Here is a 26,120-nt window from a genome sequence, read left to right on the forward strand (position 1 = left end):
CGCGATGGTCCCCGGGGCCACACAAGCGCTGTCGCCGGGTTCCGCGTCAGCAGCGGCCGACCTGTCGGCCCCTCCTCCTGCGTCGCCGCCCACCGTGCTGGTCGTCGACGACACGCGCATGAACCTGGAGCTCAAACGCGACCTGCTGGAACCACACGGCTACCACGTGCTCACTGCCGACGACATGCAGCGCGGGCTTGAACTGGCCGCTCTGCACCGTCCGGCGCTCATCATCTCCGACGTAGGGATGAGCAACGGCAACGGCTTCGACTTCATCCGGCGAGTCAAAGCCGATCCCGCGTTGTGTGGCATCCCTTTCATGTTCCTGTCGGCTACGCATTGGGATCCGGCATCGCAGAAGCTGGGACTGGCACTCGGCGCCGCCCGCTACCTGCTGCGCCCGATCGAACCGCAGGTGCTGTTGGATGAGGTGCGGGCCTGCCTCCGGCCTTGATGGGCGTGCTGGCGTCCCGTCCTGGGGGCAGGAAGGCAAGACCGGAGGCCGCGTCAGGGTCCGTCGCTCACGCTCGGCGCCCAAAAGTTGGCGGCGTACCCGACGCCCGCCGTCAGATCACGCGCAAGCGAAGTGAGGCTGGTGCGACAAGCTGCCGGAGTTCCAGCCGCTCGTCGTCGACCCACTCCACCGGACTGAGAATCGCAGCCGCGGAGCTTTTCGAGCCGGTCGTTGCGCCCCTTGCCATGACGGGCAATGCGGTCCTTGGCATTTTCCGCGGCTGGCCGTCTGCGCTGTTCCATGGGCGAGCGCATCACCGACGCAAAGCTCACGGAAAGCGCCGGACCTTCTGGCCCGCACCTGCTGCCGCAGCTCGCCCGTGCCGTCGCCTCCGTGATGCGTCGTAAACAGATCGAGTTGCCCGGGGTGTTGTGGAGGCTGGACGGATGGCTCAGAACTCAGAAATATAGGAGACAGAGGGATGGCGAAAGAATGACTTGATCAGGTGGGTGTCATCGGCGATGCGCAGAAGCGGCGCCGATGCTTTGACGCTGGCCGGAACGCTCGACGACGGGTGTCTGCCCTCTGGGTTGAAGCGCTGGACGCGGCCCTTGGCGTGCCGGAGGGCGTCGACTGCACGGTGCTGGCCGCGTACATCTGTACCGTTGGGCCAAAGCCGGCGCCGGGCGCGCCCTGCTGAAAGCGGTCGCCGAGCTGGCCCTCGGCACGTGGCCCGCACGTCCCACTCGGCGTGCGAGAAAGTCGTCCTGCTGTTCAGGGTGTGTTTGACAAGACCAATCCGCAGCGACACCAGCGCCTGAGCGCGAGGACGGAGTCTCGCCAGGCGCAGCCGGCACTCGCCCCCGCTACTTCTGCACCGAACCCGAGTTCAACCCAGATTGAATTGCCGAACATGTTTTCCAGAAAGACGACGATCCCACTCCACGTCTCGCTGTTCGTATCGCTCGTCACGGTCGGGCTGATCGTCGTGTATCCCTACAGCTTGCACGGCGTGTTCGAGGAGGAGCGCTATGCCGACGGGCTGGTGACTGCGCTGCTCTACCTCGGCGCCCTGCCGATCGCCGCCGGCATGGCGTGGTTGACGAACATCGCGGTTGTCTTTCGCAGCGACTCCAAAGGACCCTGGACGGCACTGCTGGTCCTGCAGACGGTCTTCTACGGGTTCCTTGCATGGTCGATGTTCGGCAGCACCCTGGTGCGCAAGTACGACGAGGGGGCGGCGTCGCGGATGCAGAGCAAGCTGGTCCATGCCATCCAAGCCGCCGACACGGATCGCCTGCCACCTTTGCTCAAGGACATCTCGCAAGGTGGCCACCAGGCCGTCCTGCACCGTGCCCCTTGTCTAGCGATGGAATATGGATCGGTCGAGGTGGCTCAGTCCGTCTATCGAACGGTCGCCCGGATCAAGGCGGCGTCGAAGGCCAACGACGAGGGCTACGGCTGCGACCCGGTCACCGCCGCCGTGAATGCGGCCCGAGCCGACATGCTGCAGATGCTGGTAAACGAGCGGGCCCCGCTGTCGGACGGCGATATGGCGAATGTGTTTCCTGGCGGGCAGCGCTTGTCCTCCGAGCAGCGGGTCGCGCTTTTCACCGTGCTTGCCCGCGCACCTCATGCGCCGGCGTACGACTGGGACAACCGCTTGCTCTGGGCGTACGAGGACGAAGCGTTGGCGGGGGCCTTGCTACAGCACACTGGCGGCATCCAGGGCATCCCGAACCGCGGCGGACAGGCCGTGTGGAAGGCGGTCACGGTGACGCAGGGCGCGGAGCCGGGGAAGCGGGCGTTCCAGCTGTCCCGGCTGCAGTGGCTGATCGACCGCGGCGCGGATGTCAATCGAGGTGACGGTCATGGAGCAAGGCCGCTGCTGGCCGCGGATTGCGACGCGGAGCTCATCGAGGTCCTGCTGCGGGCCGGGGCCGACCCGAATGCACTGAGCGGGTCGGGCGCGTCGACGGCCTTGCACCAGGTTATCAATGCCTGCCCGACGGAGGACACCAAGGTGGCCATGGCCGCGAGGCTGATCGAGGCCGGTGCCGATGTCAATCTTCCACGAGCCGGCCGCCCGCGGGCCGCGGCGCCGGTGCTCGCCCTCGTCTGCGAGGCCACCGGTCTACCCGCATTGAAGCAACTGCTGCAGCGCTCCGGCGCATCGGTGGATGTACCTGATGCTCAGGGCCGGACTTCGCTGATGACCTTGGCGTTCAAGACGCCAGAGTCGGTGGAGGCACTCGTGTCCTGCGGCGCCAAGGTCAACGCGCGCGACAACGACCGGAAGACGCCGCTGCAGCACCTCCTGCGCTACGAGGCCTATGAAGCAGCGCGCGCCTTGTGTTCCCACCGGGCCGAACCGCGGGAACTGTGTGCGGCCCTGGCGAAGGCCAAGGATGGTCGGGTGCCAACGGAAGTGGCAGCGGTCAGTGGCCACTGCATCCGAAAGAAGTACGCATTCGACCCCTATCGGATCGTTCTCAGCGACGGACGCATCTTCGAAGGAACGACCGATGGAGACGCAATGACCGACGCTTGCGACCTCGGCAGTGCAAAAGTTGTGGAGGAATGAAGCGCGATCATCTAGGACCAACAGTCTCGACCAAATGGAGCAGATCACTTGCGCTGGAACTCCTCCAAATTGCCTCACTGAACAAGATGAGGAAACGGGCCCTCAGTGCGAGGAGACGAACGCCTCGCCGTCTGTCGAGGGCGTCAATGCGAGGCTCTGCCGCATGCGGGCCAACTCGTCGGTCGGGGAGCGACCGAACAGGCGCTTGAACTCGCGGCTGAACTGGGACGGGCTCTCATAGCCCACCTGGTGCGCCGCGGCCGCCGCCGTCGAGCCCTGGCGGAACATCAGCAGCCGCGCGCGATGCAGCCGGATGGACTTCAGGTACTGCATGGGTGAGGTCTGCGTCACTGTCTTGAAATGCAGATGGAACGCCGCGAGCCCGAGGCCCGCCTCGCGCGCCAGCGCCGGCACGTCGAGCGGCTGGGCATACGCGGAGTGGATGCGACGCGGCGCGAGCGCTATGCGGCCCAGATGCCCGTGCGCGGTGAGCGCCGCGCGCATTGATGCGCCCTGCTCGCCGCTCAAGACGTGGAAGTAGATCTCGCGCAGCAGCCCGGGAACGAGCACCTCGGCCTCGAGCGGATCGCTCATCGCTTCCAGAAAGCGCAGCAGGGCGGCCTCGATGCGGTCGTCCATGCGGGTGGCTGCCAGGCCCTTGGGCTGACAAGTGGTGGACGTCGCCCTGTGGCGCTCCATCGCCAGCAGGAGCTCTGCCGCCAACGCAGGGTCGAGCCGCATGTAAATCGCGAGCAGCGGCTCGGCGCTCGACGCGTCCGTCTCCATCGTGAACGGCACCGGCACGGCGACGGCGAGGTAATGCCGGGCGTCGTAGACGATCCATTCATCGCCGAAGAGGCCACGCTTGCGCCCCTGGCAGACGAAAACGATGCCGGGCTCGTAGAGGACCGGCGTGCGCTCCAAGGGACGATCGCTGCGTAGCCAGCGCACGCCGGGCAACGCGCTCTGCGTGTAGCCCTCCGCCGCGGCCAACGCCCGCAGCAGGGTACACATGCGGCGTTGTCGATCGGAGACTGTCGTCATGGAGAAATAGGCAAGCTTGATGGGGACGGCGATCTTCGCATGGCAGATCGAGCTTCCTAGCATTCGTTCCATGAATACATCCACTCCCTCTCCCAAAACCTTTTTCATTACCGGCGTCAGCCGCGGCTTCGGCCGCGCCTTGGCCGAGGCGGCACTGCAGGCGGGGCACCGCGTCGTCGGCACGGTGCGCAATGCCGCGGCGCAGGCTGAATTCGAGCGCTCGATGCAGGGCAGCGCCCATGCGTGCCTGCTCGACGTCACCGACTTCGAGGCGGCCGCGCCGCTGGTCGACATGGTCGAGGCCGAGATCGGTGCCATCGACGTGCTCGTCAACAACGCGGGCTACGGACACGAGGGCTGCCTGGAGGAAAGCCCACTGAGCGAACTGCAGCGCCAGTTCGACGTGAACGTCTTCGGTGCGGTCGCCGTCATCAAGGCCGTGCTGCCGCACATGCGCCGGCGCCGAAGCGGCCGCATCATCAACATCACGTCGATGGGCGGCTTCATCACGATGCCCGGCATCTCGTATTACTGTGGCAGCAAGTTCGCGCTGGAAGGTATCTCGGAGTCGCTCGGCAAGGAGGTGGCGTCGTTCGGCATCTCGGTAACGGCCGTGGCACCCGGCTCGTTCCGGACCGATTGGGCGGGCCAGTCGATGGTGCGCACCGAGCGCAGCATCGCGGACTACGACGCCGTGTTCGATCCCGTGCGCGCGCGCCGGCAGGCGGTCAGCGGCAAGCAGCTGGGCGATCCCGCGCTGGCGGCGCAGGTGATGCTGGCGCTGGCGACCGGCACGGCCGCTCCGCCGGCGCACCTGCTGCTCGGCAGCGACGCGCTCGGCCTGGTGCGCCAGAAGTTGTCGGAGCTGCGCGCACAGATCGATGAATGGGAGCCGGTGACCCGGAGCACGGATCATCCGGTCGCATGACGCGAGATGACCGGACGACCCTGCTTGCCGCGACCGGGGCGCGCATGCTCTCCGCCTCTGGTGCCTATGCCGCTGCCTTCTGCTCGACGCGCTGCGAGATGCGCACCTCCTTGGCCGTCGGGTCGTACGACAGCGTGACCTCCCCGCCCGGGCGCACGTCGCCCTTCAGCAACGCGGTCGCGAGCTTGGACTCGACCTCGCTGCGGATCCTGCGCTTCAGCATGCGGGCGCCGAACTCGGGGTCGTAGCCGATCTCAGCCAGGTGGTCGACGAGCGACTTGTCGAACGTCAGGCGCAGGTCCTGCAGCTCGGCGGTGCGGGCCACGCGCTGCAGTTGCAGCTCGACGATCTCACGGATCTGCTCGCGACCGAGCGCGTGGAACACCACCACCTCGTCGACCCGGTTCAGGAACTCGGGCCGGAAGTGGTGGCGCAGCACCTCCAGCAGGCGGTCGCGCAACTCGGGATAGGCGAGCACGTCGCGGTCGGCCGCCGACAGGTTGCGCTGGATCACGTCAGAGCCGAGGTTGCTGGTCGCGATGATGATCGTGTTCGTGAAGTCGACCACCCGGCCCTTGCCGTCGGTCAGCCGCCCTTCGTCGAACAGCTGGAGCAGGACGTTGTGCACCTCGCTGTGCGCCTTCTCGATTTCGTCCAACAGCACCACACTGTACGGGCGACGGCGCACGCGCTCGGTGAGCTGGCCGCCTTCCTCGTAGCCGACATAGCCTGGGGGCGCACCGACCAGCCGCGCGACGGTGTGGCGCTCGGCGTACTCGCTCATGTCGATACGCACCAGCGCCTCCTCGCTGCCGTACACCGTGGCGGCGAGCGCCTTCGCGAGCTCCGTCTTGCCGACGCCGGTGGGGCCCAGGAAGAGGAAGGTGGCGGTCGGCTTGCCCGCTTCCTTCAAGCCGGCGCGGGCCAGGCGCACGGCCTCGGCGACTGCGTGCACCGCCTCTTCCTGGCCGACCACCCGCTCGCGCAGCCGGTCTTCCAGGTGCAACAGCTTCTCTCGATCCTCGGTCGTCAGCTCGGCCACAGGGATCCCGGTCAGCGAGCCGACGATCTCCGCGACATCCTCCTCGGTCACGACTTCCGAGCTCGTGCCGCGCTGCTTCTTCCACTTCGCCGTCTCTTCGTCGAGCTTCTTCTGCTCGGCATGGATGCGTTCCTCGATCGCCTTGGCCTTGTCGTACTGGCGCGCCGCGCCTGCAGTGTCCTGCTCCTGGCGCAGGCGGCGGATCGTCTCCTCGATGTCATGCAGCGCCTTGGGTCGCGAGCTGGCCCGGATGCGCACGCGCGCCGCGGCCTGGTCGATCAAGTCGATCGCCTTGTCGGGCATAAAGCGCTGCGTGATGTAGCGGTCGGCCAGCCGCGCCGCCGCCGCAATCGCCTCTTCAGTGATGCGCACCTTGTGGTGGGCTTCGAAGCGGTCGCGCAGGCCGCGCAGGATCTCGGTCGTCTCTTCGACGCTCGGTTCGGGCACGTTGACCGGCTGGAAGCGGCGCTCCAGCGCGGCGTCCTTTTCGATGTACTTTTGATACTCGTTGAGTGTGGTCGCGCCGATCAGGTGCAGCTCGCCGCGTGCGAGCGCCGGCTTGAAGGTGTTGGCGATGTCCAGCCCGCCTTCACCGCCGCCCTGGCCGGCGCCGACGATGGTGTGCAGCTCGTCGATGAAGAGGATGATCTCGTGCTGGTTCGCGATGACCTCGTCGAGCATCTGCTTCACCCGTTCCTCGAACTCGCCGCGGTACTTGGAGCCGGCGACCATGCTGTTGATGTTCAGCTCCACCAGCCGCTTGCCGCGTAGCACCTCGGGCACCTGCTCGTTGACGATACGCTGCGCCAGGCCTTCGACGATGGCCGTCTTGCCGACGCCGGGTTCGCCGATCAGCACCGGGTTGTTCTTCTTGCGCCTCGCCAGCACCTCGATGGTGGTCTCGATTTCCTTCGCGCGCCCGATCACCGGGTCGAGCTTGCCCTGGCGCGCCAGCTCAGTGAGGTCGCGCGCATGCTTGTCCAGGTTCGGCGTGCCGCTGCGCTTTTGCACTTTTCCTTCCTCGGCGCCCTTACCGACGACCTTCACCGTCTTCTGGCGCAGCGCCTCTCGCGTGAGGCCGAGCTTGCGCAAGGCCTCGCCAGCGAAACCGTCCTCCTCCTCGACCAGGCCGATCAGCAGGTGCTCGGGGCCGACGTAGCTGTGACCGAGCTCGCGAGACGCGATCAGCGCCCGATCGAGCGCGCTCTTGGTGCGCGGCGAGACCCCAATGCGCGGCGTCTCCCCCTCGGCGGGCCGGTGCTCACCGCGCGGCGCGCTTTCCTCAATCTGCTGCTTGATGTCGGCTGCCGACAGCTTGAAGCTGCGCAGGATCTCCTGCACCACCTCGTGGTCGACCAGCGCATACAGCAGGTGTTCGGTGTCCACCTCGTCCTTGCCGAACTCGACCGCCTTCTCGGCCGCCGCTTGCAGGCGGTCCATCGCCGCCTGGTTCAGGAACGATTGCAGATCGACCGCCTCGCGTGAGCGCTGGCGGCGCTGCGGCAGACGGCGCACGGTGCTGCCCGGCTGGTCGAACATGCTCGGCCAGCTGTCGCCGAAGAACTGGTCGAACAGGCTGCCGCCGAACAGCGACTCGAGCGGCGAGGCGGAAAGGCCGCGCTGCCCCACCGCCTCCGCGTAGTGCTCGTCGCACAGCGTGATCTCTTCGCTGCGACCGTTTTGTCGCATCGTCACGTGGGCGGTCGCCGGGCGTCCGCAAATCTTGCACTGAGCCATGATGTACTCCTGGTCTGGAAATCCCTACGCGGCCACCGGCGCCGCGTGGCGCTGGGCCCAGCGGCGTGTGCGCATCGCCAGCGCGAGCAACAACACGCCGGTGAGCATCGCGTAGAACGACACGATCCAGACGAGCGCGACCGCACCTGCCACTGGTACCGCAATGACGATCGCGCCGAACACGATCGACAGCACGCCCGACAGCGCCATCAGCCACTCGCCCTGGATCACCTTGCGCAGGCGGATCGCTAGCGCGATGTCAAGCGCGCCGGTGATCAACGCGTTGACGCCCATCAGCAGCACAAGCGCGAGCGTCGTCGATCCCGGAAAGACGATCGCCACCACGCCCGCCGTGAGGCTGACGATGCCCAACAACAGCGTCAGGCCCCAGCCTTTCGAACCGCGGCGCTTGATCGCGCCGACCGTTGCAGCCGCGCCAGCCAGCAGCGCGTAGGCTGCGAACAGCGACACCAGCACGAGCAGCGTGATGCCGGGCCACACGAGCGCGAGCACGCCGAATGACAGCGCCGCCACGCCACGTAATGCAATCACCCACCACGAAGGGTTAGGCAACAGGTCATCTGGTTTCATGTTTCACCTCGCTGAACTTTTGGGTCACGGCCGCGTCAGTCTTACCACCTCGGCTCAACTGTCGGCCACCGTGACCGGCACGTAGAGGCTCGCATCGCCACGCCGCACGAGCAGCGCGACGGTGTCTCCCGGCGCTGCCTGCGCGAGGTGGCGGTTGAACTCTTCCAGGCTTTTGAAGCGCTGACTGTTGACCGCCACGATCACGTCGCCCTGCTGCAACGGCGCGTCGGCATTGGGGCCCCGCACGCCATCTACGACCAGCCCGTAGTCGACACCGAGCGCGCGCCGACCGGCCGGCGGCAGCTCACTCACCATCAGGCCCAGCCGGCCGCTGCTTTGCTGGCCCGGCTGGCTCGACGGCAACGTGCGCTTCGCTTCCTGTGGCACCGGCGCGGCGCCGACCGTCGCCTTCAGCGTCCGGCTCGCGCCGCCGCGCCAGACCTCGACGTCGACGGTGGTGCCAGGCTTAGTCTGCGCCACCAGGCGCGGCAGCGCGGTCGCGTCGGCCACCTCCTGGCCGGCAAAGCGCAGGATCACGTCACCGGCAGCAATGCCCGCCTTGTCGGCCGGGCCGTCAGGCTCCACCGTGGTGACGAGTGCGCCGCGCGCGTCCTTCAGCTTGAACGACTGCGCCAGCTGGCTGGTCACTTCCTGGATGCCGACGCCGAGTCGGCCGCGCGTGACATGGCCGTCGGTGCGCAACTGCTGTGCGATGTCCATCGCCACCGCAATGGGGATCGCAAACGACACGCCCATGTAGCCACCGGTGCGGCTGTAGATCTGCGAGTTGATGCCGACCACCTCGCCACGTGTGTTGAGCAGGGGGCCACCCGAGTTGCCCGGGTTCACCGCGACGTCGGTCTGGATGAACGGTACATAGGTCTCGTCGGGCAGTGTGCGCTCGGTGGCACTGACGATGCCGGCGGTGATGGTGTTGGCGAAGCCGAAGGGCGAGCCGATGGCGGCCACCCATTCTCCGGCTTTCAGCCGGGTGGAATCGCCCAACGGAGCGGCCGGCAACTGAGGTGCATCGACCTTGAGTAGCGCAACGTCGGTCTGCGGGTCGTTGCCGACCACCTTGGCCCTGTACTCGCGCTTGTTGTCGGCCAGGCGCACCGTGACCTCGTCGGCACCCGCGACAACGTGCGCGTTGGTCAACACCAGGCCCTGCGCGTCGATGATGAAGCCCGAGCCGACGCCGCGGCTGCGGAACTCCTGCGGCTCGGCGCCGCCCGGGTCCGGGGGCATGAAGCGGCGGAAGAAGTCGAACAGCGGGTCGTCGGGCGGGACCGGCGGCGCCGCGCCGGCGGGGGCACCGCCCGTGCCGCTGGTCGTCACGTTCACCACCGCAGGGCCGACGCGCTCGACCAGTGCGGTGAAGTCGGGGGGCGGGACCGCCGCAGTAACGGGCACTTGCGGTGACGTGGCCCTGGTCGGTGCGTTGGCGGGCGTGGTGGTCGCGGCTGGTGCGTCCGGCGAGCGCGGGGAGCAGGCGACGAGCACGGCCCCGAGCGATAGGACGATGAAATGTGGAAGCAGACACGCCATGGTTGATCTCCTTTACACGCCTACGTCGGGCAACCCTCGGGCAACCCGTGTACCCGTCAGCGATCTGCGCCGCGATCTCCGCACTCGTGCAGCAGCCGGCACACGATGCCGAGCACGATTGACTCCCACACGCGAAACCCGCCCTGGCGACACCGGTTGCGCCAGGGTCGAGCACGACCAGCTTGCCGGTAAGCGCAAGGCGGCGACACGCTCAAAGGCGACAGCAACGGCTAGCGCTCGCGTGTCCGGTGCAAAAAGCGCTGCCAAGGCCACTTCCCTTGTCCCGCCGCCTCGAGGAACTCGATGGTCCGAGCCCTTGTCACAACGCTGCCGATTTCCCCAGACATCGAGGGTCTTGAGGGCAGGCGCCGGTTGCGGAGGCTGCACATGCGCCCTGGCGCGTTCACTGCATACTGAGGGGTGGCGCTGTTGCGCTTGATGGGGAGATCTCTGGCGGTAGACCTTCAATCTGTGCGCGCAAGCGAGGAAGCGAGTGCGGCTGTGTACGCCGCAGAAACGCGATCAATCCTTCCCGCAGCGTGCAGCGCAGATCCCGTTTGCACCCGCAGAAGCGGAGGTGGCGGTCAGCCGCAATTGCATTGCACGCTCATTCGCGTCGTTGACCGGTGGTTTATGAACCACTGCTGAGGTCACATTCTCCTGATTCAGGTGTCTACGTCGAGGGGAAGCTTACGCCGGGGCGCGGCTCTGCGACGGCGGGCAAGCCTGCATGGCCTTACGCACCTGCTCAGGTTGAACATCCTCTGGAGCGAGGATGGCGCTGTCTTTGAGACCTTGCAAGATGCTGAGCGCTTGACGGTAGCTCAGGCAGGCCCCCTGACGATCGCTATGGAATGCGTCGGCACTGTAGCTTCGTCCCCCTGCGCGTGCTACCAAGGCTTTACCGAGGTGGTAGTGAGTCTCGCCTTGGATCTTGCGCACGTCGAAACGCATGGAAGCACCCTTGGGCAAATTCGCAAGCAAGGTAAGCGCGGCTTTTCCAGCATGGATGCTACCCGTTACATCACCTTGACTGAGCAGCGATTCACTCATCGATAAATTGACTGCCGCGAGCGTCACTCTGTTCACTATTTCACGTGGATCTTTTGCGAGCAATGAAGAAGACAGCTCGATCGCCTGGCGATACTCCTGCACCGCTTGTTTCGAGTCACCAGCACGCTGAAATGCAGCACCTAGGCCAGCATGACAAATTGCAATGCCGTGAATAAGAGTAGTGTTATCTGCGTCTCTCACACGCAGGCGCATGAGTATGGATAGGCTCTTGCGATAGTATGGGATGGCTTGGTGGAAGGATTGGATGGCGCTCAAATACTCGCCGCGTACGCGGTATACATTCGATAAATATATCTCAGCGACGTCATTCCCAGGGCGCTGTGCGACGAGGGCCTCGAGGAGACGGATGGACGTATCGGACGTCTTGACGTAGGCGTCCTGGTCATTTGCATATAGCTGCATGGTGCTTTGCTGCCCATATAACCCGGCCAACCGCCGCCGGTTCTCGAAAGTAGGGGCGGCGGTTGCCAGATCACCCGCCACAGACAAACCGCTGCGAAAAACTGCATCTGCTTCCTTGAACTTGCCCAGCCTCACCAACAGGCTTGCCTGATGCCGATACACATTGACCAGTTCCTGCTGTGCTGCGCGGAAGGCAGCGTTGCGGCGACTGGGAGATGCCGTCAGGGGTTCGAGCAGCTCTCTGGCTTTCTCGAAGTTTGACATTGCTTCCTTCGCATCGCCGAGATTGGGACCATTACCTCCACCTATAGCCTCAGCTACCCTGCGGTAGCCGGCGGCGATTTCCACCAGAAGTCCCGCATCGCCGCCTGCCTCGCTACTCAATTTCTGCAGGTAGGCCAATGCCTTCTCAACCACCAGTCGGCGCACGGGCGTCGAGCCGGGCAAAGTGAGGATAGCGTCGTGGATGTCGAAGATGAACACGTTGGCCAGTTGACGCACGTCGGCGAAGTGCCGCTCGGCACGCTCTCGTTCGCGGTTGGCCTCGTAGGCTTGATATACAGCGACGGTGAGGCCGCCAATCATCGCCAGATTGGCGACCAGTGCGACGCCCACTGCCACCCGATGGTGCTGCACAAAACGACCAGCCCGGTAGCTCCACGCACCCCGGCGTGCGTGCACGGGCAGCCGCTCCAAGTGCCGGAACACATCGTCGGCCAGATGCTCGGCTGAGGCATACCGCGCCGCCGGGTCCTTGCGCAGCGCCTTCAATACCACCGCGTCGAGGTCACCCCGCAACTGCGCCCGCAGGCGCCGCTCGGTGACCGCCTTGCTCGGCGGTGTCGGTTCCCCGTCGCAGATCGCCTTTGCCAGTTCGTAGTCGCTGCTGGTTGGCAGGTCCAGGTAGGGTGACGTGCCGGTCAGCAGGCGGTGCAGCACCACCCCGAGCGAATAGATGTCGCTGGTGGGACTGATCTCGTCGCCTTGCACCTGCTCGGGGCTGGAGTAGGCCAGCGTCAGTACCCGCTGTGCGGTGCGCGTGTTCGTGGGCGGTGCGCCGTCGGCTGACCCCAGGCGTTTCGCGATGCCGAAATCCAGCAGCTTGACGGCGCCGCTGCCGCTCACCAGGATGTTGCTCGGCTTGAGGTCGCGGTGCACCACCCCTTTGCTGTGAGCGTAGTGAGCCACCTGGCAGACGGTGCGGAACAGTTGCAGGCGCTGCTGGACCGGCAGCTTGCGGCGCTCGGCGTAGAGGTCGATCGGCTCGCCGTCGACCAGCTCCATCACGAAGTACGGCCGGCCGTCCTCGGTCACGCCGCCATCGAAGACCTTGGCGAGGTTGGGATGGTCGAGGCTGGCCAGGATCTGGCGCTCCGCGTGGAAGCGGGAGATCGCGTGTTCGCGGTCGAAGCTGTGGCCCATCAGTTTGATGGCCACCTGCTGCTCGTACTGGCCGTCGGCGCGCTCGGCTCGGTAGACCTCGCCCATGCCACCGCGACCGATCAGCTCGACGACCCGGTAGGACCCGAGCTGCTGCCCGATGCAAGAGGCTCCCCTCAGTTCGTCCACCTCGGCTGCCAGCACGGTGGGCAGTCGGTCAAGCAAGGTCTCGCTGGCTTCTGCAGCGTCAAGCAGCGAGCCCAGCTCCTCGGCCAGCGCAGCATCATCGGCCGCCAGCCGGTTGACGAACACGCGGCGTTGCGAGGGTGGCAGTGTCAGGGCCTCGGCCAACAGTCCCTTCATGCGCTGCCACCCGGCTGGGTCGAGACCGCTGCCAGGAAGCACCTTTGAGTTCGAACTGGAGTGCATGGGATCCGCCTCCGGGGGGCGGTCCGAGTTCTCCGGAATAAGCGTCATGGGGACCTCCGATACCCGCTGAAGCTGCACCAATTGAAGTGCAGCTTCAGATTAGGCGGTGCTGGCCCGCTGTCAATCACCCTGTCCAGCGGCACGTCGTCGTGCCCTATGTGTTCTCGTAGTGGAGGTCGTGAGGCCGCGCACTATCTTCATCTATTCGAAAACGGGCAAGCAGTCTCCAACGCACGCACACGGGGGCGACGTAGCGACCAGCGCCCGCCGCGAATTGCTGTCCAAAGGGAGCGGGTCTGCCCAGACGCACAGCCATCCCCCGTACGAGCAGGCCCTAGGGTGTGTTTGACATGGGCCGGGGAGCGCCTCGAATCAGATTGCGTCCCCGGCAGACATGGCGCAGTTGAACGGATTGTCAATCTGGTCAAACACGCCCAGGCCCAACAGTCGCAGTGGCGGCTCTTGACGTCGAGTGAGGAGAGCGTATGTTCAACCGCAATGCGATCAGCGCAGCGTGGCGCACGATCACCCTGGGCGCTATCGGTCTCGTGCCCCCCACCTCTGCCCCCTGCCAGGAGGCTCAGCGATTTGAACGGGTCGAGATCACCGGCTCGGCAGTTCGGCGTATCCAGGGGGAAACCGCTCTGCCGGTGCAAGTCATCACACGACAGGACATCGAGAGAACAGGCGCGAGCTCGGTTGGCGAGTTGGTACAGGCGCTGCCTTCGATGCAGGCCTTTACAAACGACGCCACTGCGGTGGGCGGCACCACGAGCGGAGGTGGCTTCAACGGTGCGTCGATCCACGGGCTCGGCGAAGACAAGACACTGGTGCTGTTGAACGGCAGGCGCCTGGCCACCTTCGCAGGACAAACGCTCTCGGGCGCCTTTGCGAGTGTCGATCTGAACGTGATCCCGCTGGCCGCTATCGAACGGGTCGAAGTGTTGACCGATGGTGCGTCGGCGCTCTATGGCGCGGACGCCGTGGCTGGAGTGGTCAACTTCATTACCAAGAATGACAGCAGCGAAGGAGCTGTCGCCTTGGGCGGCTCAATGCCCGGGCAAGGGGCCCGAGAAGGCCGCTTCAGTCTCTCCAAGGGCTTCGGCGACTACGACATGGACGGCTACAACGTCCTGGTGTCCGGCAGCTATGAGAAGCGCGACGCGTTGCGGTCGGTCGATCGCAGCTTCGCGCGAACAGGGGTGCTGCGCTTTTCTCGCGACGGCAAGCGCTATCGCCTGTCACATGGCTCGATCAACAGCATTCCGGCCAACCTGCAGGATCCCAACGGAGATTTCTACAATCCCTATTTGCAAAGCGCCGGAACGTGCGCAGCCAAGTCGTTTCAGGTTGGCAGCGCCTGCAACTACGATTTCATGCAGGATCTTGAGATCGTGCCTGAGCGTGAGCGGGGCGCGTTCTACGCGTCGGCTTCCAAAGCGCTCGACGACCACAGACGGCTTTACGCTGAGGCGCTGCTTTCCAATACCACCACCACCGCGCGCATTGCACCTCCTCCGGGCGGTATCAGCGTCTTGCCGGGCGCGTTTCCGCAGGCCCCGTCGGGCGGCCTGGCCTTCTATAGAATCGCTGCCGTCGGCCCGCGCACCGATGAGAACGTCAGCACAGCCAGGCACTTCGTGATCGGTTCCGATGGCAGGGCCGGCCGCTTCGACTACGACCTCTCCTACACTCGCTCGAAGAGCACCTACCGAAACAACGCCAAGGGCGGCTGGCTGTCCCAGAGTGCCGCAGACGACGCGCTCCTGCAGGTGAATCCCTTCCTGCCCCTAGAGCAGTTATCGCCACAGGACGTGGCAACGCTGCGGGATGCACAACGGATGGGCTTCTTTCAGGGCGGCGAAGGCACTTTGGACCATCTACTGGCACGTGCTTCGACGGAGATCGCGCAGCTGCCCGGCGGGGCGATGTCGGTCGCCGGAGGCGTCAGTTATCTGCGCGACCGATTTGACCGCATCGCCAGCGACCTCGCACAAGGCATCGGCGACACCCGTTTCGGCGATCCGTCGCAGCTGGTGCCGTACCAGGCGTCGCGCCATGCCTGGGGCGCCTTTGCGGAAGTGCTGGCACCGGTGGTCCAGCAGGTCGAACTCGGCGCTGCCACGCGCCATGACCGGTACTCCGACATCGGCGGGTCCACCACAGCCAAGGGCATGTTGCGCTGGCAACCCACCAGCGGTGTGTTGTTGCGTGCATCACTGGGCACCGGCTTCAAGGCTCCTACGCCGGCGCAAATCAACGCGACCCAGCAGGTGGTTGGCGTGACGGGGGGCGCTTACCCTTGCGAGCCGGGATCAGCCCTCGCCCATGTCGCTGCATCGCTGGGCGCTTCCTGCCGGCCGGACGTGTCGCAGTACGAAACGCTCGCCGCGGGGAACAAGAACCTCGAGCCGGAAAAGTCCACGCAATGGAGTTTGGGCGTGCGCCTGGAGCCGCAGCCTTCGTTCAGCTTCGGTGCCGACATCTGGAACGTGAAGGTCAGGAACTGGATCGGCCAAGTGGACGACAGCACGGTCTTCTCGAATCCCGAGGCATGGCGGCAGAAGTTCACGACCTTCTTCGACCCGGGAACGCGCCAGACCTACCTGGCTTTCCTGGCGAACAACGACAATTTGGGCGAGGGCCGGGAGCGGGGCATCGACTTCGACGTGCAGGGCCGGCTGAGCACGCCCGCGGGTCGCCTGAACTCCAAGTTCATCGCCACCTATATGCTGCAGGACAAGTACCAGTTGTTGAAAGACGGTCCGTACTACAGCAACCTCGGTCGCTATGGCGAGAGCGGCGGCGTCGTCTTTCGCTGGATAGGCCGCTGGATCAACACCTTGCAAGCCGGGGACTTCGCCCATACCCTGACCCTGCACTTCAGGTCCGGTTTCACCGACCAGCCGTATAGAGCCGAGGACCGCAGGATCGAGCAGCTCGACGAGAACGGCAGGAGCCTGGGTTTCGTCGACATGCAGCGCAGGGTGAAGCGTCACATCACTTTCGACTGGCAAACCGCCTGGACCGTCAACAAGCAGTTCCACCTGGTCGGCGGCATTCTGAACGTCGCGGACACAGACCCGCCGCTGTCGATCAACACCTCCGACGGAGGCCACATGATCGGGTATGACGACCGCTACTACGACGCGCGCGGCCGCACGTTCTATCTGAATGCGGCCTACTCCTTCTGACTCCACTCGAGACCGCGGACGTCCTGACCCGTGACCTGATGGACTCCAGCTTGAACTCCAAGGAGCTTCCTACCGGCGGTCTCGAGCCAGCCCGGACGGCCGGCCGGCCGTACTTCATGATGGAGCTGATCGACGGAGAGCCGATCGACCTCTACGATGAGCGCCGCAAGCTGCCGGTCCAGGCAGCGCCTGCAACTGTTTCACACTGTCTGCCAGGTGGCTCGCTACGCTGACAGCAAAGGGGTGGTGCACCGCGACCTCAAGCCGAGCAACATCCTGGTGAGCAGCAGCGGCGCCGTCAAGCTGCTGGACTACGAACTGGCGAAGGCCATCTGTGACGGGGAACCGACACGCCGAGCAAGGCGGTCACCGAGCGGCGCCTGCGGGCGCAGTTGCGGGGTGACCTCGACGCGGTGGTGTTGAAGGCGCTGCGCTAGGACCGTATGCGTCCGGCCTGGGCACATTGATCCAGTCCCGGCCCTTGGCAGGAAGAACTGGTTGTTCGCCGGCTCTGCTGACGAACGGCAGGCGGCCTGATGTCAAGGCGTCGACCAGCGACGCCTACGATGCTGCTGCATCTGCCGCCACACCCTGGCCATCGTCAACAGCCAGGCGACAAGCACGGCCGCGCATTGTCGCGGCCCGGCGGCCAGGACCGCCGCGCGACTGCGTCCAGACCGCGCGGTCCTCGGACGGTCCGCAGGCTCAGTGCGTCCGTTGCCGCCGGCGCGCCAAGGCGCCCACCAGGCCGAGGCCGCCCAGCGTCAGCGCCCAAGTCTCGGGCTCGGGCACCGGGGTCGTGATCGCTTCAACCGTCAAGTACTTCAGCGTGAGAAACGCGCCACGCTGGAACGTCTCGCCTTCCTGGGTGCCAGGGCTGAGCAGCGCGCTCGCGAAGGACCCCGAGAGCGTGCTCAGGTCCACGTCTCCTGACAGCTCCGCCGTCAGCTCTTCGGAGCGCAGGCCGTTGCGGCCCGTGTAGGCGCGATCGAATCCGAGGAACTGGACCGCATCGGTGCCCGTGCCGACCTGGAAGCCACCGTGCAGCTGGATCACCGTGTCGTAGTCCGCGTCGGGATGGGCGCTGTCCCCGGAGTGGGTTTCGAGGCCCAGGGAGAACCGGTAGCCTGTGATCCGGTAGCCGGATTCCGCTTGGAAGTGCAGTGGCGTCCCCACCTTCACGCTCTGCTGATAGTAAAGCCCGTTCGGCTCGGTCGCATACGGGGTAACGCTGCCCGACGCCGTCCACTGCTCGTAGCCCCACATCGGCAGGAACTCGATGCGAAGCTGGTTCGCCTGCTGGTTGGAGATGCCGTAAGCCTCCGGCCCGAAACCGATGCTGCCGTCATCGGAGTGGCCGCCGGGGGATGGCTGCCGGAACTCGATAGATGAATTGAAACCTTTCCCGGAGTAGACACGGTCGAACGAGACCGTTGCCGAGCCAAGGTCGTGTGTCTCGACCGCGGCGTGGGCCGCGGAGAGGCTGCCCGCCAGCGCGAGCGCGGCGGCGATGCAGAAGGCCAACCGCCGGTGGTTCGGATTTTTCGTCATTTGTGCTTCCCTGACTGCTGAAGAATGGGTGTGTGGCTATCGCTCCAAAGGACGGATAAAGCCGCGGCTCACTCTATGCTTGAAGCCGCAGAAACACAGTGAAAAAAGGTGAGACCGGCCTTCGCCATACTCCGGCGCAAAGGCGCAAAGGCGCAAAGGCGGCTGGCGCAACACGCCAGCACGCTGAGGCGAGGGCCAGCCGTCCTACATAGAATCACGACCCTTGCAAGGCCCCTTCCGCCGATAGTGCATTTCTGCAATTTCGCTTCGATGCAGCATCAGTTGCAATGTGAAGGACACGCTTTGCTTCGCCACTCCCACAATGAATTGTCGGTCGAACGGCCAGAATCGCGGTGCGCTGTTTCGGCACCTCAATCCAATCAAGGAGTGGAACACGTTAACCCGTCGTACCGGCACTGCTTCCTGCAGGCCGGTTGCTCATCCCTCGCCCTCTGGCGTGAGCGCCGCTAGGTCGTTGATTTCGGATTGATATCACCGGTTCGACTGGGCTGCGAACCAAGGGGTCGTGGGTTCGAATCCTGCCAGCCGCACCAAATTGCATACGCAAAGTAAACACCTCAGAGGTGACCGCCTCTAAGGCGTTTTTCTTTTGCGCGGCGTTCTGCGTGACTTCGTTCGGTTGCGTCGGCCGTTGCCGGCCGTGGCAGGGTCGGGCCGTCCCGGTTCTGTTGCACCCGGCTCGCCGGCTCCGCAAGTCACCTGAGCTGCGGCCTTGCCGCAATCCGGGCGCTACACCGAGTCCCGGGACGTCAGCATAAAGCGAAGCGAGCCCTCCGACACCGGAGGCTCAGATTCACTGACGGTCGAGACGGTCAGGCGGCGGCAGGGTCCGAGCAAGGAGGCCCTGCGCCTGGCGCTCGTGGCGAAGCGGTACGGTTCGCCGTATGTGGGCGGTCGTCCGATTGGATCAAAGCCGCGCGGCCAGGGGCGATTCCGCCGGAGCGATTTCGGCACATGTCCGCCAGAACCGCGTAGCAAGAACACCGCACGCCGAACGGTGTTGGATCCGACGGTCACCATCACCGGTCTCGGCGCGGGATGGGATCCATGCGGTACTCGAACTGATCGTTCACACCGGGCGGTTTCAGTGCCGGAATGTCACCCGCCGGCGACTCCACTCGAGACCAGCGATTGCCGGCCGCGAGTTGCGGATGCCGCCACACCTCCCGCATTTCCTTGAAACGGGCGTTTGCAATGTGAGCCTGATCGAGCCGGTGCCTCAACTCCTTGCCCGTGAGCCGGGAGAAGCACTCGAGAATCTCGGTCCGAAGCTCGTGCCGGTGCAAACTGCGCATGGCGTTGTTGGCGAAGCGGCCATCACCGGCGAGCTCGGGTTTGCGCAAGACCATGCTCGTTCTGCAGCCCCATCATCACAGTCTCACCATCACCCGCTGCAAACGGGCCATACGGAAAGATCGTTGCGTGTTCAGCCCCCGTGCGCCCCGGCGGATCCGCCCCGTCGAAGGCGTAGTACAAAGGGTGCCCCATCCATTCGCACAGCGCGTCCATCATCGACACGTCGATGCGCGAGCCGCGACCGGTTCGCTCGCGCAGCAGCAGTGCCGACAGGATGTTGCTGTAGGCGTACATCCCGGCTGCGATGTCCGCTACGGCGATGCCCGCTTTGGCGGGCGCTTCGGTCGTGCCGGTCACGTTCAGGAAGCCCGCTTCGCTTTGAATCAGCAGGTCGTATGCTTTTCTGTCGCGATACGGCCCCTCGGATCCATAGTCCGATATATCGCAAACGATCAGACGTGGGTAGCGCTCTCGCAACTGAGCGGACGACAAGCCGAGGCGGGCCGTCGCTCCGGGGGCGAGGTTCTGGACGAACACGTCAGCGCGTGCCAGCAGTCGCTCCATCACTTCGAGAGCAAACGGCGTCTTCAGGTCCAGGGCCAGGCTTTCCTTGGACCGATTGGCCCAAACGAAGTGCGGCGACATGCCGGCAACCCGCTGGTCGTAGTGCCTGGCAAAGTCCCCTTCTTCCGGCCGCTCGATCTTGATCACGCGTGCGCCGAGGTCCGCCAGGTGTCGGGTGCAGAACGGCGCCGCGATCGCCTGTTCGAGGGACACCACGGTGACCCCGTCAAGCGGGCGCTCGCGGTTCAGAGCGGGTGGGTCGGTCGTCATCATGCGGCGCTCAGTCGACCTTTGCGGCGGACGCCTTCCAAGGACCCGGCAGCGCGGTATGCCTCAGCCGAGCATCTGCAAGGGGGTTACGGCGATGGCCGAGCCCGCACGCAGGCGGGTCACGGAGTGGAGGTAAGAACAGCCGGCTGCGCAAGGAACTGCCCGAAGCACGGTTGGACGTAGAGATACCTCGAAAGGCGACGGCGTACTTCGCCGGAGGGTCGCGAGAGCGGCCGGGGCAGCTATGACGGCGACAAGCGGTTCTACCGGCTACCGGTACGACGCTTGAGCACGAGCGAAGCGAAAGCTCAGGCAGTGCCCCCAATCGCGACGGCATCGGCGCCCGCGGGGATGCGCATTGGTGACGCGGAGTCGGTGGCCGCGTGCCAAACCGCTTCGGCGACATCCTTTGGGTGCGTGACCGCGGTCATGGTATCGCCAATCCCCGCAAAGATGCCCCGTGCGAAGTCCGCGTAAGCGTCCGGGACGCCGCCCTCCATGAGCCGCCGAGCGTTCTCCCCGAAGCGAGTGGCGGGCGCGCGCCCCGGTAGCACCAGGCGCACCCGGACGTCGAACGGTGCCAGTTCCAGCGCGAGGGACTCGGTGAAAGCGTTCACCGCCGCCTTGCTGCCGGTGTAGACCGACAGCAGCGGCAGCGGCGCCAGCGTCACGCTCGACGTCACGTTCACGACGACGCCGGCGCGCCGCTGCCGGAATTGCGGCAGCACCGCCTGCGTCATTGCAATCGTCCCAAAGGTGTTGGTCTCGAAGACCTCGCGCACATTCGCCATCGACGTTCCCTCGAGCGCCGAGAGCACACCGATGCCGGCATTGTTGACCAGTACGTCGATGGGGCCGGCTGCCTCGATGACCCCTCTGATGCTGTCGGCGTCGGTGACGTCGAGTGCCAAGACCCGCAGCCGCGCCGAGCGCGGCAGCACATCTTCACGTAGCCTGCGCATCGTCGCGACGACCTGCCAGTCCCGGTCGAGGAAGAAGCGCGCGACCTCAAGGCCGAAGCCGGACGAGCAGCCGGTAATCAGGATGGTTTTCATCAGGAACTCCTGTCGGGGTGAACGATGGTGGGAAGATAGAGCGCCCCATCCGGACTGGCTACACTTCAAAGTCCGTTGTTCTATTGCAATCGTCCAGCGTGGTCGATCCATTGGCAGAAGTCGTCTCGCTGCTCCAGCCGGGCGCGCCGTTCTCGAAACTCGTCACCGGCTCGAATCCGTGGGCCGTGCGGCGCACTGAATCCGGGCGACCGTTCTATTGCGTCGTCCTGGAGGGAAGCTGCCAGCTCGCGGTCGATGGCCACGAGACGATCCCGCTTCGGGAAGGCGACTTCGTCCTGATCCCCGCGGCTCGCGGCTTCTCGACGTCGAGCCCTGACGCGGCTCCGCTGCGCGACGGCAGCGAGGCTGCCTCGCAGATCACTCCCGTCCCTGGCGGTGCGTGGGTTGGCGACCCGCATGGCGCGGCCGACGTCCGGCTGCTGATCGGCCATTGCGTCTTTGGCTCGCCGGACGCAGCACTGCTGGTGTCGCTGCTGCCACAGTGGGTGCATGTCCGCGGCGAGCGCCGGCTGTCGACGCTGGTGCAGCTGGTCGGCGACGAATCGCGTGCCGAGCGGCCTGCGCGCGACGTCGTGCTGGCCCGGCTGCTGGAGGTGCTGCTCATCGAGGCGCTGCGCTCGACAGCAAGCCGGGCGCCCTCCCCCGGCCTCGCGCGCGGGCTGGCAAACCCGCAGCTCGCCACGGCGCTGCGGCGCATGCATGAGCGCCCGGCGCACCCCTGGACCGTCGCCGAACTGGCCAAGGAGGCCGCAATGTCTCGATCAGCGTTCTTCGAACGCTTCAGCCGCGCCGTCGGCCTCGCGCCCATGGAATACCTGCTCGCATGGCGCATGGCGCTGGCGAAGCAACTGTTGCAGAAGAAGGAATTGCCTATCGCGGACATCGCCGAGCGCGTCGGCTACAGCTCGGCGAGCACCTTCGGGGTCGCCTTCACCCGCCATGTCGGCATGCCGCCCGCGCGCTATGCACGGGAAGCGCGGCTGCGGGCGTCGGCGATCGAGACAGCTACAGGGCAGAAGACTTCGGCCAACGGGTGATGCACTTCCGCTCGACAGCGACTACGGCCGGTTTCGATCCACTTTGATCGTTCCTTTGGACGGATCCAGGAGGGTTGTACCCGCATCCAGCCTGCAGCGGTGCACCGTCACCGGGCGCACGCATGAGGCGCCTCTATCGGACGACTTCGAGCGAGCGCCCCGAATAACTTCGCGGGCGCCTTGCGCATCACGACATCATCGGTTGTTGGCTGCGATGGCTGCTGCCTTGATCTCTGCGTTGGCTTCCGCCAGCAATTGCTTGGCACGCTTTGCGTGGCCGCCAAGATCATGGTAGTTGGCAAACTGCGCATCGTTCAAACGATCGTAGGCTTGTTGCACATGATCCTGAGCAGCCGCCAGATTGGGATGCAGCCTAGGACTGACGCGCTGTTGCGCCGGTTGCGCGCAGGCAATGTTCACAGCGGCGACGGCCGCCACAGCGCCCGTCATCCTCAGGCTTTTGGTTTTGAGGCCCATCATTTCTCCGGAAAACATGGGCTGGACGAAAAACGTCCTTGTTCAGAACTGGGTTTGTCGAAGCCCAGCAACATGGAAATCGAGCTCAGGCCTTGCCGTTCGTTCCATAGCTCGAGCCATCGCCACGATGAATGACGCAGACCAGTTGATAAGGGCAAGGCCGCCACGCCGACCGTGCACGGGAGGCCACCGAAAACCTGGCCGACAGCCTGAGCGCGGAAATCGGGCGCTGAGCTCAAGCAAATTGACAATGCCCTGGCGACTGTCGCACTGCACGCTCGGCGCGCAAGCTCAAATGTCGATGAGCGGCGGATGAGCATCGAACACAGCATCGCCGACCAGCTCGCGCTCGTCCCTCAAGTGGACACAATGCGGGCCACCGACGCTGAAGGGAATGTCGTCTATGGCGCCGTCACCGCCGCCAGGATATCGGCCTCGGTGACCCGCTCGTTGCTGAGGAATCGATAGGCTGCCTTGGTGTTGGCCCAGTCTTGGCATACCAAGGGAATGCTCTGGCCTGGCGCTTGGGCGAATGGCGCTAGCAACGCTCTCAGGCGTCGCCCCAGGCGAGCGTCTTGGAAAACGCTCTCGTCCAATTCCTGGTCGATCCAACTGTTCTGCCCCGCCTTGATTGCTCGACCTGCCCTTGCACCCTGCGAGTTCGCCATGGCAGCCTCCGGCCGTCCCGTACTGCCAAGTTGCGACACAGCGCTGAACTCACCGGGAAATCTCAGCGGCTCGGCGCCCACCGCTCATAGAAAAGGCGAATTTGTGGGTAAAAGCAAGCCGCTGAACCCGTGTGCGCGTACGGTCAAGGCGCGTTGATCGTACGCTCACCGTCGTACAGGGCATCGTTGCTTGAGACAGCGCGCAGGCCCGAGGCGGCCGAGGCTCACTGCGAGGAGATGACGGAGGACACTTCGGACAACGAGGTTGAGCCCTTGGTCAACCGCTTCCTCTCGGTCCAGAGATTGGTGCACAGCAGCGCCTGGCCAGCGCGCCGCGTCTGCGACTTGCCGGTGCTGCTGCCGTCGGCGTAACCCGTCACGATGTTGTAGTCGTAGATCGCCTGTGGGCTCGCGAACACGCAGGTCGGGAAGCTGTCGCTCTGGTACATGGCAGACGCGTCCAGCGCAACGCTGCCGCAGTCCGACGACGGCTTGGAGCCGCTCGACACGGTGTACCAGCCCGTCTGCTCAAGGCGATAGAACACCGGCTGCGAATTGAAGAAGGTGCCCGAGGCGCAGTCGCCCACCGGCGCCCAGGCGATGCGGCTCTCCACCGAATTCAAGGTGAGGTTGATCGGGTCCGCGAACCAGGTCTTGTACGAGGCCGACAGCGCGCCGGCGGCCGATACCGCCGACGAGGTGGGCTGGCCCGCCTTGCTGGCCGGTGCTTGGGTCGTGGAACGGCCCTGGATCACGATCGAGCGGCAGGTGGCCGGGTCGTACTCAAGCTCGATCTCTTCCAGCGCGGCTTCGTCAGGGCCGAGGCGCATTTCCGAGTTGAACTGGCAGTAGCCGCCCGGCGTCAGCATGCCTTGCCGCAGCAGCTTCTGCGTGACCTGGAAGCCAGCCGGCGCTGGGATGCGTACGACGCGCTCGCCTTGAAGCGACGGAACGTGCTGGGCGCCTGCAGCAGCGGCGCACGCGGCGAACGCCGCCGCGCAGGTAAACCTGGCGAATGACATCGGAAATCCTCCTGTGTTTGTGCGAGCCCGGCGGGATGCCGCCGCTTAAAGACGACAAAGGCAGTGGCTTCTATCTGGGCCGTATGGCAAGTACGGGCGGTGGGCGGAAGGCGACGTTTTCGCCTTCACTTGCCTCATCCCATCTTAGATGGACAGCCCGTCTGGCGTGACATTTGAAGATCACTCACCCAGGACATGCTGGGCATGAACACGAGCGCGCCGTTCATGCCAGCTACATCGGTGCGAGCAATACAGCCGATAGCGGCCAAAGCCGCGAGCAAGGCAGCGCAGCCGGCCGGCGACACGGGGATGTGCACAACGCAAACGGCTGGGGCGCCAATGCGTGCCGCGACTCCTGGCCAGCTCATGGGGCTGCCCGCACGGGCACGCGTGCGGGGGTTTGCGGGATCAAGAGCACCGCGCGCCACCACCAGTTGATAAAGTCCCCTTGGATAGTGCCCGCTATCTCCCCCAGATCGTTGATGTCATGGACGCCTAGACTGACCTGATCCTTGAGCGGGTCGGCCGGATCCACCAGGTCCATGATCTTTTGCAGCCCTTCGCCGCGTGACCACAAGACCGCCTCGCCGTTCACGCTGCCCACCACGACGCCCGCATTGTTGATGTCGCTGGCGAAGCTTTCCGTGTCGCCCGGCCCTCCCAGACGGACGAGGCCCTCGTGTTCGCTCCACACGAAGGCGTGGCCCCGCCCCTCGCTGTCGAGCGTTGCCCCTACGACTTGACCCCGGTCGTTGATAGCACTAGCCCAGCTGCGCATGTCAGGCGGCCCCAGTCGTGCGCCGAGATCCTGCATGCCGGTGGCTTCACTCCAGATAAATGCGTGATTGATGAACTGCCAGTTGGGTAAGGCAATGGCTGCAATAACGCCCACCACTTGCTTGGCGTTGTTGATCGCAGTCGCGCTGCCCTCACCTTCAGGGTAAGTCGGCAAGGCGCCGAGATCACGCACGCCGCGCCCGGCTTCCCAAAGCACCGGCTTGAAATTGCTTTCCCCGACTGCATCCCCATGGTCATTGATCGCCCGAGCATAGGCCCAGCCGTAGGGGGCGCCGGGCAGGCTGAGAGACGGTAGCACCTGCATGCGTCCGCCAGGTAACCAGAGCACAGCGCGGGCCGCGTGCTCATAGCCGCGATTCGTCAGAAACAACAGATTGCCGCCGACAATCTGTCCTCGTTGATTGTTGCCCCAGGCCCAGCCTGGCTCGGTGCTGCCGGGCAGCGGCACACGCAGCGGCTGGACTCGGCCGTCGCGGTCCCACACGACGGCGCGCGGGAAGTTGGGCCGCAAGTAACTGAACCCGACGATCTGGCCGTGATTGTTGAGATCCTCAACAGAGGAACTGTCCTCAAACCCCGGAAGGAACTCGAGCAGGACAATTCGGTAGGTGGGCGCCGCATGGACGCTGAGTGCGAGGAGTGCTGCGGCGGCAGCGACGACGTACCGCCGGGCGGCATGATGGCTCGCTGTGGTCATGGCGGCGTCCTTTCATGGGAGACGGCACCCATCAAAACTAGTCGTCCGACGTGCATCCGTCCACCCAAGAGATCAGTCCCCCGTGCAGCGCTGCAAGCCCGCGGCTCTGCGCGACTGCAGGTTGCCCGATTCTGCAGATGGCCCTTGCCGAAGAGGAACGATGCATCCACCCGGCCGAATCATCGTTTGGGTCGCTAGCTAGCCGCTTACCGGTCGTCGGCACGTCCCGCGAGTAC

Annotated in this window: 19 protein-coding genes and 1 pseudogene; 8 read left to right on the top strand and 12 right to left on the bottom strand. The window is 65.2% G+C overall.

Annotated features, from left to right (window positions below):
• Both OOT46_RS28510 and OOT46_RS28515 read left to right on the top strand, forming a co-directional pair.
• Positions 1-454: response regulator (locus OOT46_RS28510; protein ID WP_265407012.1), on the top strand; the 454-nt coding region annotated here is incomplete at its 5' end.
• Between the two features lie 913 nt (positions 455-1,367).
• Positions 1,368-3,038, top strand: coding sequence for an ankyrin repeat domain-containing protein (locus tag OOT46_RS28515; protein WP_265407013.1), 1,671 nt, complete (start codon positions 1,368-1,370; stop codon positions 3,036-3,038).
• Positions 3,039-3,140: 102 nt separating this feature from the next.
• Here the strand turns inward: OOT46_RS28515 and OOT46_RS28520 are convergent, their stop codons facing one another.
• Positions 3,141-4,082: an AraC family transcriptional regulator gene (locus OOT46_RS28520; RefSeq protein ID WP_265407041.1), complete on the bottom strand. Its 942-nt coding sequence runs from the start codon at positions 4,080-4,082 to the stop codon at positions 3,141-3,143.
• Positions 4,083-4,152: 70 nt separating this feature from the next.
• Here OOT46_RS28520 and OOT46_RS28525 point away from each other — a divergent pair, with 70 nt between their 5' ends.
• Positions 4,153-5,010 (top strand): oxidoreductase, encoded by an 858-nt coding sequence (locus OOT46_RS28525; RefSeq protein WP_265407014.1) that lies wholly within the window; start codon positions 4,153-4,155, stop codon positions 5,008-5,010.
• Positions 5,011-5,074: 64 nt separating this feature from the next.
• Here OOT46_RS28525 and OOT46_RS28530 read toward each other — a convergent pair whose 3' ends face one another.
• The 4 genes from OOT46_RS28530 to OOT46_RS28545 all read right to left on the bottom strand — a co-directional run bounded on the left by OOT46_RS28530 (position 5,075) and on the right by OOT46_RS28545 (position 13,147).
• Positions 5,075-7,789, bottom strand: coding sequence for an ATP-dependent Clp protease ATP-binding subunit (locus tag OOT46_RS28530; RefSeq protein WP_265407015.1), 2,715 nt, complete (start codon positions 7,787-7,789; stop codon positions 5,075-5,077).
• 24 nt (positions 7,790-7,813) lie between these two features.
• Entirely contained in the window at positions 7,814-8,380 is a 567-nt protein-coding gene (locus tag OOT46_RS28535; protein ID WP_265407016.1) for an HdeD family acid-resistance protein, read from the bottom strand.
• A gap of 54 nt (positions 8,381-8,434) precedes the next feature.
• Positions 8,435-9,928, bottom strand: a complete 1,494-nt coding sequence (locus OOT46_RS28540; protein WP_265407017.1) for a DegQ family serine endoprotease — start codon at positions 9,926-9,928, stop codon at positions 8,435-8,437.
• Positions 9,929-10,618: 690 nt separating this feature from the next.
• Positions 10,619-13,147 carry a serine/threonine-protein kinase gene (locus OOT46_RS28545; protein WP_265407018.1) on the bottom strand — a complete coding sequence of 843 codons (2,529 nt, stop codon included), beginning with the start codon at positions 13,145-13,147 and terminating at the stop codon, positions 10,619-10,621.
• Between the two features lie 551 nt (positions 13,148-13,698).
• Here OOT46_RS28545 and OOT46_RS28550 point away from each other — a divergent pair.
• Genes OOT46_RS28550 through OOT46_RS28560 form a run of 3 tightly spaced genes read left to right on the top strand, consistent with a single transcriptional unit; the run spans position 13,699 to position 16,830 of the window.
• Positions 13,699-16,407 (top strand): TonB-dependent receptor plug domain-containing protein, encoded by a 2,709-nt coding sequence (locus OOT46_RS28550; protein WP_265407019.1) that lies wholly within the window; start codon positions 13,699-13,701, stop codon positions 16,405-16,407.
• Between the two features lie 50 nt (positions 16,408-16,457).
• A complete protein-coding gene (locus tag OOT46_RS28555) occupies positions 16,458-16,640 on the top strand; it encodes a hypothetical protein (RefSeq protein WP_265407020.1) in 183 nt (60 codons plus the stop codon).
• Positions 16,624-16,830, top strand: coding sequence for a protein kinase domain-containing protein (locus tag OOT46_RS28560; RefSeq protein WP_265407021.1), 207 nt, complete (start codon positions 16,624-16,626; stop codon positions 16,828-16,830). Before OOT46_RS28555 ends, OOT46_RS28560 begins: the two co-directional genes overlap by 17 nt.
• Positions 16,831-17,112: 282 nt before the next feature.
• Here OOT46_RS28560 and OOT46_RS28565 read toward each other — a convergent pair whose 3' ends face one another.
• From OOT46_RS28565 to OOT46_RS28575, 3 genes and pseudogenes are all read right to left on the bottom strand, one after another.
• Positions 17,113-17,958, bottom strand: a complete 846-nt coding sequence (locus OOT46_RS28565; RefSeq protein WP_265407022.1) for a PEPxxWA-CTERM sorting domain-containing protein — start codon at positions 17,956-17,958, stop codon at positions 17,113-17,115.
• Between the two features lie 1,055 nt (positions 17,959-19,013).
• Positions 19,014-20,109 (bottom strand): annotated as a pseudogene (locus OOT46_RS28570) (CaiB/BaiF CoA transferase family protein); the annotation flags it as partial.
• Between the two features lie 308 nt (positions 20,110-20,417).
• On the bottom strand, positions 20,418-21,164 hold the full coding sequence (locus tag OOT46_RS28575) for an SDR family oxidoreductase (protein WP_265407023.1): 747 nt from the start codon (positions 21,162-21,164) through the stop codon (positions 20,418-20,420).
• Between the two features lie 98 nt (positions 21,165-21,262).
• Between OOT46_RS28575 and OOT46_RS28580 the strand changes: the two genes are divergently transcribed.
• Entirely contained in the window at positions 21,263-22,222 is a 960-nt protein-coding gene (locus tag OOT46_RS28580) for an AraC family transcriptional regulator (RefSeq protein WP_265407024.1), read from the top strand.
• A 195-nt stretch (positions 22,223-22,417) separates the two neighbouring features.
• Here OOT46_RS28580 and OOT46_RS28585 read toward each other — a convergent pair whose 3' ends face one another.
• Positions 22,418-22,699 (bottom strand): hypothetical protein, encoded by a 282-nt coding sequence (locus OOT46_RS28585; RefSeq protein ID WP_265407025.1) that lies wholly within the window; start codon positions 22,697-22,699, stop codon positions 22,418-22,420.
• Positions 22,700-23,011: 312 nt separating this feature from the next.
• Here OOT46_RS28585 and OOT46_RS28590 point away from each other — a divergent pair, with 312 nt between their 5' ends.
• Positions 23,012-23,167 carry a hypothetical protein gene (locus OOT46_RS28590; RefSeq protein ID WP_265407042.1) on the top strand — a complete coding sequence of 52 codons (156 nt, stop codon included), beginning with the start codon at positions 23,012-23,014 and terminating at the stop codon, positions 23,165-23,167.
• Here the strand turns inward: OOT46_RS28590 and OOT46_RS28595 are convergent.
• From OOT46_RS28595 to OOT46_RS28605, 3 genes are all read right to left on the bottom strand, one after another.
• Positions 23,101-23,367 carry a transposase DNA-binding-containing protein gene (locus OOT46_RS28595; protein WP_265407026.1) on the bottom strand — a complete coding sequence of 89 codons (267 nt, stop codon included), beginning with the start codon at positions 23,365-23,367 and terminating at the stop codon, positions 23,101-23,103. The two genes, OOT46_RS28590 and OOT46_RS28595, sit on opposite strands and share 67 nt — an antisense overlap.
• A 224-nt stretch (positions 23,368-23,591) precedes the next feature.
• Positions 23,592-24,389 carry a hypothetical protein gene (locus OOT46_RS28600; RefSeq protein WP_265407027.1) on the bottom strand — a complete coding sequence of 266 codons (798 nt, stop codon included), beginning with the start codon at positions 24,387-24,389 and terminating at the stop codon, positions 23,592-23,594.
• Positions 24,390-24,753: 364 nt separating this feature from the next.
• Positions 24,754-25,884 (bottom strand): hypothetical protein, encoded by a 1,131-nt coding sequence (locus tag OOT46_RS28605; RefSeq protein WP_265407028.1) that lies wholly within the window; start codon positions 25,882-25,884, stop codon positions 24,754-24,756.
• Positions 25,885-26,120: the final 236 nt, after the last annotated feature.

The sequence above is a fragment of the Aquabacterium sp. A7-Y genome (assembly GCF_026153205.1).
Classification (GTDB): domain Bacteria; phylum Pseudomonadota; class Gammaproteobacteria; order Burkholderiales; family Burkholderiaceae_C; genus Caldimonas.